We start from the raw sequence: 12585 nt of genomic DNA, 5'->3' as shown, positions 1-12585 counted from the left end.
CGCTCCTCGAAAAGTCGCGCAGCTTAGCCGACAACCCGGCGCGGCGCACCGGCGAAGAAGGCCTGGGCGTTCTCCGCCATCTGCATGACGATGCGTTGGCGCGCCTCGCGACTGCCCCAGGCGCTGTGCGGGGTGACGATCAGGCGCGGAATGTCGGTGGCCAGCAGGGGGTTGCCGTCCTTGGGCGGCTCCTGGGTCAGCACGTCGGTGGCCGCGCCGCCCAGGTGGCCGCGACGCAGGGCGGCGGCCAGGGCCTGTTCGTCGACCAGGCCGCCACGGGCGGTGTTGACCAGGAAGGCCCCCGGCTTCATCAGGTTCAGTTCGTACTCGCCGATCAGGTTGGCGGTGGCCGAGTTCAGCGGGCAGTGCAGGCTCAGGGCATCGACCCTGGGCAGCAGCTCGTCCAGGGGCAGGCGGTCCTCCCGGGGCGGGCGCCCCGGCAGCTGGCCGAGCAGCACGTGCATGCCGAAGGCCTCGGCCAGGCGGGCCACCGCGCCGCCCAGTTCGCCGTGGCCGAGCAGGCCGAGGGTCTTGCCTTCCAGCTCGACTATCGGGTGGTCCAGCAGGCAGAACTGCCGGGCCTGCTGCCAGCGTCCGGCGCGGATGTCTTGCTGGTAGTCCGGCAGGCGAGTGGCCAGGGCCAGGAGCAGCATCAGCGTGTGCTGGGCCACCGAAGGCGTGCCATAACCCTGACAGTTGCTGACGGTAACGCCGTGGGCGCGGGCGGCGGCCAGGTCGATGTTGTTGGTGCCGGTGGCCGCGACCAGCACCAGCTTCAGCTCGGAGCAGGCGGCAAAGGTATCGGCGCCGAGGGCAACCTTGTTGCTGATCGCCACCTGGGCGCCCTGCAGGCGCTCGATGACCTGCTCCGGGACGCTGCGGTCGTGCAGTTGCAGGGTGGCGAAGCTCTGCTCGAGCGGCGACAGGTCGAGGTCGCCGAGGTCCAGCGAACTGTGGTCGAGGAATACCGCGCGGCTATTGTTGCTCATCAGCTGTACCTTTCCTTACGGTCCTGGCGAGGGGTAATGTGGCGAGCCTAACAGACACAACGGACGTCGCGGAGGCCCCATGTACTGGACTGAATTTCTCACCGTGGCCCTGATCCACCTGCTGGCGGTGGCCAGCCCGGGCCCCGACTTCGCCATAGTGGTGCGCGAAAGCGTCGCCTATGGACGGCGTGCCGGCATCTTCACCGCCCTGGGGGTAGGCTGTGGCATCTTCGTGCACGTGGCCTATTCGCTGCTGGGTATCGGCCTGATCGTGTCGCAGTCGATCGTGCTGTTCAATGCGCTGAAGTGGCTGGCCGCGGCCTATCTGCTGTATATCGGCATCCGCGCGCTGCGGGCCAAGCCGGCCGACCCGGCCAGTGCCGAACTGAGCCTGGCGGCGGGCGTCCGTGCGCCACACGCGGCCTTCACCACCGGTTTCGTCACCAATGGCCTGAACCCCAAGGCCACGCTGTTCTTCCTCTCGCTGTTCACCGTGGTGATCGATCCGCACACGCCGCTGGCGGTGCAGGGCGGCTACGGCGTCTACCTGGCCCTGGCGACGGCGCTGTGGTTCTGCCTAGTGGCCATGCTGTTCAGCCAGCAGCGGGTACGCGCCGGATTCGCCCGCCTCGGCCACTGGTTCGACCGGCTGATGGGGGCTGTTTTGGTCGGGCTGGGGGCGAAGCTGGTGCTCAGCGACTAGCGCAGAGCTCTTCACCTGAAAAAAGCCCCGCGACTCGGCGGGGCTTTTTCGTTACGGCTTCATGTTCGGCTGTTACAGCAGCTCGACGGCCACCGCCGTGGCTTCACCGCCGCCGATGCACAGCGCCGCCACGCCGCGCTTGCCGCCGGTGTTGCGCAGGGCATTGAGCAGGGTGAGGATGATCCGCGAGCCGGTCGAGCCGACCGGGTGGCCCTGGGCGCAGGCGCCGCCGTAGATGTTGACCTTGGCATGGTCCAGGCCGTGTTCGCGCATCGCCAGCATGGTGACCATGGCGAAGGCCTCGTTGATCTCGAACAGGTCGACCTGCTCCTTGCTCCAGCCGGTCTTCTTGAACAGGTTGCTCATGGCACCGATCGGCGCCAGGGTGAACTCGCTGGGATCCTGGCTCTGGGTGGCGTGGCCGACGATCCTGGCCAGTGGCTTGAGGCGGCGCTTGGCGGCTTCTTCGGCAGTCATCAGCACCAGGGCCGAGGCGCCGTCGGAGATCGAGCTGGCATTGGCGGCGGTGATGCTGCCGTCCTTGCGGAAGGCTGGCTTGAGGCCGGGAATCTTCTCCAGATTGGCGCTCAGCGGCTGCTCGTCGTCTTTCACCAGCACCTCTCCCTTGCGGGTGCGGACACTGATCGGCACGATCTCGGCCGCCAGCGAGCCGGCGGCGATCGCCGCCTGGGCGCGCTTGAGCGACTCGATGGCGTAGGCATCCATCGCCTCGCGGGTGATGCCGTGCTGGTCGGCGGTGTCCTGGGCGAAGGCGCCCATCAGGCGGCCGCTACGAGCGTCTTCCAGGCCGTCGAGGAACATGTGGTCCTTGATCTCGCCATGGCCCATGCGCAGGCCGGTCCGCGCCTTCTCGAGCACATAGGGCGCGTTGGACATGCTCTCCATGCCACCGGCCACCATCAGCGTATTGCTACCGGCCTTGAACGCGTCGAAGGCCAGCATCACCGCCTTCATGCCGGAACCGCACAGCTTGTTGATGGTGGTGCAGCCGGCGGCGGCCGGCAGGCCGGCGGCCAGTGCCGCCTGGCGTGCCGGGCCCTGCTTGAGACCGGCGGGCAGCACGCAGCCCATGAGCACTTCCTGCACCTCGTCGGGCTGAATGCCGGCACGGCTGACCGCTTCGCGAATGGCGGCGGCGCCCAGCTCGACGGCGGACAGGCTGGACAGGCAGCCCTGAAAGCTACCCATGGGCGTGCGGGCGCCGCTGACGACTACGATATCTGTCATTTCAGTAACCTTTCTGAATATCTATGTTCTGGTGGTTCTGGAATTGGTAATTATCTTTATTTCGCCAATGAAATATGACTGATATTGATTGTTTGGTCATGGTCAAATTCATTCTTTTGACTGATTTGTGCGTCAGGCTAGGCGACCTAGAGTCGATCTCATCGAAAACCGCTATGACTGCAGACAAGGTGCCTCCCCATGTTGCAAACCCGCATCATTCCGCCCGCCGCCAACGCCTATCCATACCCCCTGCTGATCAAGCGCCTGCTGCTTTCCGGCGTGCGCTACGAAAAGACTCGGGAAATCGTCTACCGCGACCGACTGCGCTACAGCTACGCGACGTTCAACGAGCGCGTGGCGCGTCTGGCCAACGTGCTGACCCAGGCCGGGGTCAAGGCCGGTGATACCGTGGCGGTGATGGACTGGGACAGCCATCGCTACCTCGAGTGCATGTTCGCCATCCCCATGCTTGGCGCGGTGCTGCACACCATCAATATCCGCCTGTCGCCCGAGCAGATCCTCTACACCATGAACCATGCCGACGATAAGTTCGTGCTGGTCAACAGCGAGTTCGTACCGCTCTACAACGGCATCGCCAGCCAGCTGACCACGGTCGAGAAGACCCTGCTGCTGACCGATGCCGAGGACAAGAGCGCCGATCTGCCCGGCCTGGTCGGCGAGTACGAGCAACTGCTGGCGGCCGCCAGCAGCAGCTATGAATTTGCCGATTTCGACGAAAACTCGGTGGCCACCACCTTCTACACCACCGGCACCACCGGCAATCCCAAGGGCGTCTACTTCACCCACCGGCAGCTGGTGCTGCACACCCTGTCGATGGCCACCACCGTCGGCAGCCTGGATAGCATCCGCCTGCTGGGTACCGACGACGTCTACATGCCGATCACCCCGATGTTCCACGTGCATGCCTGGGGCATCCCTTATGTCGCCACCATGCTCGGCATCAAGCAGGTCTATCCGGGGCGCTACGAGCCGGACATGCTGTGCCAGCTGATCAAGGACGAGCGGGTCAGCTTCTCCCACTGCGTGCCGACCATCCTGCAGATGGTGCTCAACGCGTCCAGCGCCCAGGGCCACGATTTCGGCGGTCTGAAGATGATCATCGGCGGCAGCGCGCTGAATCGCGCCCTCTACGATGCCGCCAAGGCCCGTGGCATCCAGCTGACGGCCGCCTATGGCATGTCCGAGACCTGCCCGTTGATATCCTGTGCGCACATCAACGAAGAGCTGCGGGCCGGCAGCGAAGACGAGCGCATCACCTATCGGATTAAGGCCGGCGTGCCGGTGCCACTGGTCGAGGCGGCGATCATGAACGCCGACGGCAATCTACTACCGGCCAATGGCGAAGCCCAGGGCGAGCTGGTCCTGCGTGCGCCCTGGCTGACCCAGGGTTACTTCCGTGAGGAGCAGAAAGGCGAGGAACTGTGGGAGCACGGCTGGCTGCATACTGGCGATGTCGCGACCCTCGACGACATGGGCTTCATCGACATTCGCGATCGCATCAAGGATGTGATCAAGACCGGCGGCGAATGGATTTCCTCGCTGGAGCTGGAGGACATGATCAGTCGCCACCCGGCGGTTCGCGAGGTGGCCGTGGTCGGGGTGCCGGACCCGCAGTGGGGCGAGCGGCCATTCGCCCTGTTGGTGCTGGCCGAGGGCCAGGCGCTGGACGCCAAGGACCTCAAGGCGCACCTCAAACCATTTGTCGAGCAGGGCCACATCAACAAGTGGGCGATACCCACACAGATCGCCATTGTTACCGAAATTCCCAAAACCAGCGTCGGCAAGCTGGATAAGAAACGCATTCGCGTGGACATCGCCCAGTGGCAAGCGGCCGGAAGTGAGTTCCTCTCCACGCTCTAGGTCCCGGCGCGTATGCCTCGGCCAAGTGACTAATCAGTCAAACAAGCGTTTGGCTTGTTAATTGCTCCTTCCAGTGCATTCTTGGCTCCTCGCAAAGCAGACCGAACGGTCACGAGTGGCGAGCCAGAGTGCCTGGGGCTGCAAATCACACTTTCGAGGGATCAAGCAGCACGATCCGCTGGATATAGTCCGCACCATCCATAACAAAAACACATGGAGTAGCGTCGATGACAAAGACACAACCGTTCTGGCGCCTGGCAAAACTGCCGCTGGCCGTCAGCCTGGCATCCACCCTTGCCGCACCCGCATTCGGCGTGACCTTTAATATCGGCGAAATCGAGGGGCAGTTCGATTCCTCGCTCTCCGTCGGCGCGAGCTGGTCGGTGCGGGGCGCCGACCCGGATCTGATTGGCCGCAACAACGGCGGTGACGGACTGTCACAGACCTCCGATGACTCGCATTTGAACTTCAAGAAGGGCGAGACCTTCTCGAAGATCTTCAAGGGTGTCCATGACCTCGAACTGAAGTACGGCGACACCGGCGTCTTCGTCCGTGGCAAGTACTGGTACGACTTCGAGCTGAAGGACGAGAGCCGTCTGTTCAAGGACATCAGTGACAGCAACCGCAAGGAGGCCGCCCAGGCATCCGGCGCGCAGATCCTCGACGCCTTCGTCTACCACAACTATGACCTTGCCGATCAGCCAGGCAGCGTGCGCCTGGGTAAGCAGGTGGTGAGCTGGGGCGAGAGCACCTTTATCCAGAACAGCATCAACTCGATCAACCCGGTCGATGCCTCGGCCTTCCGTCGTCCCGGCGCGGAAGTCAAGGAAGGCCTGATTCCGGTCAACATGTTCTATGTGTCCCAGAGCCTGACCGACAATCTGTCGATGGAGGCCTTCTACCAGCTGGAATGGGACCAGTCGGTTGCCGATAACTGCGGCACCTTCTTCGCTCAACCCGATGTGATTGCAGACGGCTGTGACCGTAACCTGGCAGTACTGAGTCCGCAGCTGGGCGCTTTGTCCGGATTTGCCGCAGCGCAGGGTTTCGGTTATCAAACTACCTCCGAGGGCGTGATAGTGCCCCGTGGCGGCGATCAGGATGCGCGTGATAGTGGGCAGTGGGGCGCGGCGTTCCGCTACTTCGCCGAGCCGTTGGACACTGAGTTCGGCGCCTATTTCATGAACTACCACAGCCGTACGCCAGTATTTAGTGGCCGGGCGGCGCCTGCAGGCGCCTACGCTGCTGCGGGGGCTGCTGGGGCCGCATTTGGCGCATCACAGGTGGCTGCGCAGTGCGCTGCATTGATGGGCGCTTGCGCCAACCCTGCAGTTCTCGCCGGTGTTCGGGCGGCTGTTTTGGGTAGTCCTGCATTCCAGCAGGCGGCAACCGGGCTGGCATCGGCGACAGTCGCCGGTAATAGCCAGTATTTCATCGAGTATCCCGAGGATATTCAGCTCTATGGTCTGAGTTTCTCTACTACCCTGCCTACCGGTACGGCGTGGAGCGGTGAAGTCAGCTACCGGCCGAATGCACCGGTGCAGATCAACACCACGGATATTCTGTTTGGCGGCTTGACGCCTCTTGATCCTACTGTCTCTCCGATAAAAGCCACGCCAGGTACTGACACCCCCGGCTACCGCCGCAAGGAGATCACCCAGTTCCAGACCACCTTCACCCAGTTCTTCGATCAGGTCATGGGCGCTAGCCGTCTGACGCTGGTGGGCGAGATTGGTGTCGTGCATGTTGGCGGCTTGGAAGACTCCAGCGAACTGCGCTACGGTCGCGATCCGGTCTACGGACCAGGGCCGCTGGCTGGCAATCGCTGCCAGACGCTCAACGCCAGCACCTTGGGTAGTGCTACTGCCGAAAACGTGTCCAAGTACTGTGAAGACGACGGCTTCGTAACCGGCACCTCCTGGGGCTATCGCGCCCGTGCGATCTGGGACTACCCGGACGTATTCGCCGGTGTGAACCTGCGCCCGAGCGTGTCCTGGTCCCATGACGTCGACGGTTACGGCCCCAACGGCCTGTTTAACGAAGGCAACAAGGCTGTCAGCCTGGGGCTGGATGCCGAGTACCAGAACACCTACACCGCTAGCCTGGCCTACACCGACTTCTTCGGCGGCAAGTACAACACTTCGATTGACCGTGACTTCGTTGCGCTCAGCTTCGGTATGAACTTCTAAGCGGTCAGGAAATTTGAGGAAGACTATGTCCATGAAAACAACAAAAGGTCTGTTGCAAACCGGAGCCCTGACCCTGTCGCTGCTGGCCTGCAGCGTAATGGCTGCCGTGTCGCCTGATGAAGCCGCCAAGTTGGGCGCCAGCCTGACGCCGGTCGGCGCCGAGATGGCCGGCAACGCCGACGGCTCGATCCCGGCCTGGACCGGCGGCCTGCCGGCCAACGCCGGCAGCGCCGATGCAGCGGGTTTCCTGTCGAACCCGTTCGCCAACGAGCAGCCGCTGTTCACCATCACCGCGCAGAACATGGAGCAGTACAAGGACAAGTTGACCCCTGGTCAGCAGGCCATGTTCAAGCGCTACCCGGAATCCTACAAGATGCCGGTGTACACCACTCATCGTTCCGCCACCCTGCCGGCCAATGTCCTGGAAGCGACCAAGCGCAACGCGGTCAGCACCAAGCTGGTCGAGGGCGGCAACGGTCTGGAGAACTTCGATCAGGCCAACCCGTTCCCGATCCCGAACAATGGTCTTGAGGTGATCTGGAACCACATCACCCGTTACCGTGGCGGCAGCGTCAAGCGTCTGGTGACCCAGGCGACTCCGCAGGCGAACGGCTCCTACAGCCTGGTGTACTTCCAGGATGAGTTCACCTTCCGCAGCGCCCTGAAGGATGCCGACAGCAGCAAGCCGAGCAACGTGCTGTTCTACTTCAAGCAGCGGGTAACTGCACCGTCGCGTCTGGCCGGTAACGTGCTGCTGGTGCACGAGACCCTGAACCAGGTCAAGGAACCGCGCCTGGCCTGGCTGTACAACGCCGGTCAGCGCCGCGTTCGTCGCGCACCGCAGGTGTCCTACGACGGTCCGGGTACCGCTTCCGACGGTCTGCGTACCTCCGACAACTTCGACCTGTACAACGGCGCGCCTGATCGCTACGAGTGGAAGCTCAACGGCAAGAAGGAAATCTACATTCCTTACAACTCCTACGAGTTGGACTCGCCGAAGCTCAAGTATGACCAGATCATCAAGGCTGGCCATATCAACCAGGACCTGACCCGCTACGAGCTGCACCGCGTATGGCACGTGACGGCGACCCTGAAGTCGGGCGAGCGTCACATCTACGCCAAGCGTGACTTCTTCATCGACGAAGACACCTGGCAAGCCGCTGCCATCGACCACTATGACGGTCGAGGCACCCTGTGGCGCGTAGCCGAGGCCCATGCCCAGTACTACTACGACAAGAAAGTGCCGTGGTACACCCTGGAGTCGCTGTATGACCTGCTGTCCGGCCGTTACCTGGCCCTGGGTATGAAGAACGAAGAGAAAACCTCTTATGAGTTCGACTACCCGGCCAAGGAAAGCGACTACACCCCGGCCGCGCTGCGTCAGGCTGGCGTGCGTTAAACCCACGGCGGCTGGTTGAGCGCCCCCCCCTGGCGTGCTAACGAGCCAGTCAGCACGCCAGGGGGGAAGACTGAAGATGCCCGCATCGCGAGATGCGGGCATTTTTCATTATGGGATACCGGTGGAAGCAGATTTGCCGCACCACGGCCTCGGACGACTGCTGCCGGCAATGGGCCTGCCAGCGGCGTGAATCGGTGTGCAGCTATTGCAAAGAATTGTTAACGAGACGTCGAGCGGGCTTCAAATGGCAAGACCGAGGGGCTAGGCTGCTGATCAAGCGTGCCTATAGACCCCACTCTTGCAAGAACCCGGGTAATGACTGATCTGTCCAGCTCTCATAGTTTCGCGAGTCCGACTGCGCCCGTGAGCGACGGCCATTTCTTCCGACCGCCGCTGCCAGCAGGCCATGTCCTGCGTCCACGTTTGTGCGAGCGGCTGGCGGAGGGCCTGCCCGGTCGCCTGCTCCTGGTCAGTGCTCCTGCCGGGTTCGGCAAGAGTTCGCTGGCGATCGAGTTTTGCGAGCGGTTGCCCGAGCAATGGCAGAGCCTGTGGTTCGGCCTGAGTCGTCGCGACAGCGAGCCCGGACGCTTTCTCGAGCGTCTGCTCAGCGGCTTGCAGCAGCTGTTTCCTGGACTGGGGCGCGATGCCCTGGGGTTGCTGCGCTTGCGGCAACGGCATCAACCGTTCGCCTACGAGGAATGGCTGGACGGCCTGCTCGACGAGCTGGCCCTGCGCCTCGATCCAGCCAGCCCGGTGCTGCTGGTACTGGATGACTATCACCTGGCCCAGGGTGCGGTGCTGGACCGCTGCCTGCAGTTCTTTCTCAATCATCTACCGGCTGGCCTGCTGTTGCTGGTCACCAGCCGCGTGCGCCCGGACTGGCATTTGGCGCGACTGCGCCTGTCGCGCCAGCTGCTGGAACTGCAGGAACAGGACCTGCGTCTGACCGACGAGGAGGCCTGCGAGTTGTTGGCCGGTCAGGGCGTCGAGCTGGCCAAGGACGAGCGCGCCGACCTGCTTCAGCGCAGCGAGGGTTGGGTCGCGGGGCTGCGCCTGTGGCTGCTTGCCGCGGACGAGGCGTGCGCCGCCGACGGCAGCTTGCCCAGGCCCCACGGCGCCGCAGGCTTGATTCGCGATTACCTGTTGGAGGAGGTGATCGAGCGGCAGCCGGCGGAGGTGCAGGCTTTTCTCTATGACACCGCACGTCAGGAGCGCTTCTGCGCCGAGTTGTGCGACGCCATCCGCGAGTCTCACGACAGCGCCTCTATCCTGGCTCACCTGCAGGCCCACCAGGTGTTCCTGGTGCCCCTTGATGAGCAGGGTCGCTGGTTTCGCTATCACCATCTGTTTTCCGACCTGCTTCGTGCACGCCCGGCCGGTGGACTGAGCTCGGCCCCGGCCAGCGCCCACCTGCGCGCCTGCCGCTGGTTCAGCGCCCAAGGCATGCTGGACGAGGCGATCGAACAGGCGCTGCGCGGAGGACAGCCGGATGTCGCCGCCAACCTGGTGCAGAGTCTGTCCGAGGAGCAGCTGCTGGCCGAACAGAACGTGGTCACCCTGCTGCGCTGGAAGATGGACCTGCCCGACAGCCTGCTGGCCAGCACGCCTCGGCTGATCGTGCTGTACAGCTGGGCACTGGCCATGGCCTGCCAGCTGGATGCCGCTGAGGAGCTAGTGGGGCAGATGAGTCGCTTTCTGCCTGCACCCTCGGCGACCGAGCAGCAGAACCTGCTGGCGCAGGTGCAGGCGCTGCTTGGCATGATCGCTCGCGGACGCGGCGAGAGCTTGGTCGCGCAGCGTCACTGCACCGAGGCCCTGGCCGGCCTGCCAGCCGAACGCTACGGCCAGCGCCTGATGTGCCTGTCGACCCTGGCCAACCTGGCGGTTGTCCAGGGTGACCTGTGGTGCGCCCGCGGCCTCAATCGCGAGGCCCTGGAGCTGGCACAGCGGGTGGGTAATCCCCTGTTCGAGGCGTTGGCGCACTATGACCGAGCCCGGGTGCTGCAGGCCCGCGGTGAGGTGCTGCGGGCGCTCGACGAGGTGCGCCAGGGCCTGGAGCGACTGCGCGGGTTGTCGCAGCAGCGCCTGTACGCGGTACGCGCGCGTCTGACCCTGTACGAAGGGTATTTGTTGAGCCTGCGCCTGCAGCCGCAGTTGGCGCGCCAGCGGCTGGCTGCCGGTATCGCCGAGGCGCGTGCCTGCCGCGATGTCAGCCTGCTGATCGGACATTGCGTGCTGGCCAGCCTGGAAGGGCGCGAGGGCGCCCTGACCGACGCATTCGCGCGTCTCGCCGAGGCCGAGCGGCTGATGCATATCTGGGACGTGCCGCCCATCTATTACCTGGCAATGATCACCTTGACCAAGTGCGAGCTGTGGTTGCGCCAGGGGCAGACTGAAGTGGCGGACGCCTGGCTGGTGCGCCTGGCCGAGGCGTACAGCGGTGAACAGGCGGCCGCGGCGGCGCCGGAGTTCAATCCGCAGCTGGCCCTGTATATCGAGTTGCAGCAGGCGGTGCTCGAGCGCAGCCTGGGCGAATCGGCCGCTGCCGAGCGGCGCCTGCGGGCGTTGAGCCAGCGCGTTCAGGCGACGGGCGGCCAGTTGCTTGGGCTATATGCGCAAGTGCAGCTGGCTGCGCTGCACCATGTAGATGGCCGGGAGCGGGATGCCCAGCAGCAATTGACGATTGCCCTGCAGCTGGCCGCGGGTGGGGCGTTGTCAGCATTCAACGAGTTGTTGACCCAGCAGCCGGACTGGCTGCGCGCGCAGTTGCTGGCGCAGCCCGAGAGTCCCCAGCGCGACGCGCTGTTGGCCCAACTGCCGGCGGCGCAGGCAGTGGCGTCGAGCGTCGATCAGGGCGCAGCGGTGGAAAGCCTGAGCGCCCGGGAGCTGGCGGTGCTGCAATTGATCGCCCAGGGCTGCTCCAACCAGCAGATCAGCGACAGCCTGTTCATCTCCTTGCATACGGTGAAAACCCACGCCCGTCACATCAACAGCAAGCTGGGGGTCGAGCGGCGTACCCAGGCCGTGGCGCGGGCCAAGCACCTCGGGCTGCTGAGCTGATTGCTCCGACTGCGCCTATGAGGGCACCGGGCCGTTAGCCTCCTCGGCCTGATGCGCGCCGTCGAATTCGCCGCGCAGGCGCTGGAGCAGTTCGAGGCTATCCCGCTGCCAGGGATGGAAATCATCGCGGAAGAAATCCCGGTAGGGGCCGAGCAGGGGGCGGTATATACCGCGTTTGCCCCATAACCAGCTCAGGCCGCCGCGCCAGACCCGCCAGTTCCACAGCAGGCCATCGCGCTTGAGCATGTGGACCAGGCCGCGGCTGGTATCGAGAACGAAGAAGAAGGTGCCCATCAGCATGGCTCGGCGCAGCAGGCTGCGGTTGCCGCAGACCTGATTGTAGACGTCGAAGGCCACGGCCTTGTGCTCGGTCTCCTCCAGGGCATGCCAGCGCCACAGGCGCACCATGGTCGGGTGCGCGCCCTCCAGATGGCGCGCATCCCTGAGCAGGCCTTCGGCCATGATCGCCGTGATATGTTCCAGCGCCGCGGTGGCCGCCAGCTGCCGCTGTGGTGAAAGGCGCTTCTGGGTGAAGCGGATTCGGGCCTGGACATGGCCCTCCAGTCGATCGATGTCGTAGCCGAGGTCACGCAGGCGCTTGCTGTAGACCTGGTGTTCGCGGCTGTGGTGGCCCTCCTGGCCGATGAAGCTGCGGATCTGCTTGCGCAACTGCGGGTCGCCGATGTGCTCACGGAAGTAACGTACCGAGTCGATGAAGAAACGCTCGCCGTCGGGGAACTGCAGCGACATGGCGTCGAACAGGTGGCTCTTGAACGCGTCGCCACCATGCCAATGGCGGGGCAGCGGGTCGGGCAGCTCGAAGTCCATTTGCCGTGGGTGAATGCACAAGCCTTGCGGGGTCGTGCTGGCCATGCGGACTCCTTGAGTGACGAGCTGCTGGTCCTTGCACTATCGGTGCATGGCCATGCTCGGCCAAGGTTATCTCTAGCCAATGTGTCGGTCATATCCGGCCAACTGCGCTGTTCCCTCGGTCGCTAAACGATGCAGTCATGCAGGGAGTAAGGCGTGCTTCCCGTTCGGCCTGCGCCACAGCGCCCGGCAAATCCATTGCCGGGCGCTGCAGCGCAGGGTTATCGTCATCGCCACGATGAATCG

Annotated in this window: 8 protein-coding genes; 5 read left to right on the top strand and 3 right to left on the bottom strand. The window is 64.1% G+C overall.

The features are described from left to right. Window positions 1-23: 23 nt before the first annotated feature. Window positions 24-989 (bottom strand): 2-hydroxyacid dehydrogenase, encoded by a 966-nt coding sequence (locus tag ACSX1D_RS16225; protein WP_439859492.1) that lies wholly within the window; start codon window positions 987-989, stop codon window positions 24-26. A 79-nt stretch (window positions 990-1068) separates the two neighbouring features. On the opposite strand from ACSX1D_RS16225, the gene ACSX1D_RS16220 reads away from it, so the two are divergent. Continuing rightward, the gene (locus tag ACSX1D_RS16220; RefSeq protein WP_439859491.1) at window positions 1069-1692 is read left to right on the top strand and encodes a LysE family transporter; all 624 of its coding nucleotides are present in this window, start codon (window positions 1069-1071) and stop codon (window positions 1690-1692) included. A 72-nt stretch (window positions 1693-1764) separates the two neighbouring features. On the opposite strand, the gene ACSX1D_RS16215 is transcribed toward ACSX1D_RS16220, so the two are convergent. After that, window positions 1765-2940, bottom strand: a complete 1176-nt coding sequence (locus ACSX1D_RS16215) for an acetyl-CoA C-acyltransferase (RefSeq protein WP_439859490.1) — start codon at window positions 2938-2940, stop codon at window positions 1765-1767. Window positions 2941-3138: 198 nt separating this feature from the next. Between ACSX1D_RS16215 and ACSX1D_RS16210 the strand changes: the two genes are divergently transcribed. From ACSX1D_RS16210 to ACSX1D_RS16195, 4 genes are all read left to right on the top strand, one after another. Then, window positions 3139-4821: a fatty acid--CoA ligase gene (locus tag ACSX1D_RS16210; protein WP_439859489.1), complete on the top strand. Its 1683-nt coding sequence runs from the start codon at window positions 3139-3141 to the stop codon at window positions 4819-4821. A 227-nt stretch (window positions 4822-5048) separates the two neighbouring features. Then, window positions 5049-7010: a DUF1302 domain-containing protein gene (locus ACSX1D_RS16205; RefSeq protein ID WP_439859488.1), complete on the top strand. Its 1962-nt coding sequence runs from the start codon at window positions 5049-5051 to the stop codon at window positions 7008-7010. A 31-nt stretch (window positions 7011-7041) separates the two neighbouring features. After that, window positions 7042-8409 (top strand): DUF1329 domain-containing protein, encoded by a 1368-nt coding sequence (locus tag ACSX1D_RS16200; RefSeq protein WP_439859487.1) that lies wholly within the window; start codon window positions 7042-7044, stop codon window positions 8407-8409. Window positions 8410-8724: 315 nt separating this feature from the next. After that, the gene (locus ACSX1D_RS16195; protein ID WP_439859486.1) at window positions 8725-11469 is read left to right on the top strand and encodes a LuxR C-terminal-related transcriptional regulator; all 2745 of its coding nucleotides are present in this window, start codon (window positions 8725-8727) and stop codon (window positions 11467-11469) included. 15 nt (window positions 11470-11484) lie between these two features. Here the strand turns inward: ACSX1D_RS16195 and ACSX1D_RS16190 are convergent, their stop codons facing one another. Beyond that, window positions 11485-12342, bottom strand: a complete 858-nt coding sequence (locus tag ACSX1D_RS16190) for a metal-dependent hydrolase (RefSeq protein WP_439859485.1) — start codon at window positions 12340-12342, stop codon at window positions 11485-11487. Window positions 12343-12585: the final 243 nt, after the last annotated feature.

It is taken from the genome of Pseudomonas sp. MBLB4136, from assembly GCF_051904765.1.
In the GTDB taxonomy this organism is placed as follows: Bacteria; Pseudomonadota; Gammaproteobacteria; order Pseudomonadales; family Pseudomonadaceae; genus Aquipseudomonas.
Note: the sequence above shows the minus strand (reverse complement) of the source record. Positions and strands in the feature narration are given on the sequence as shown.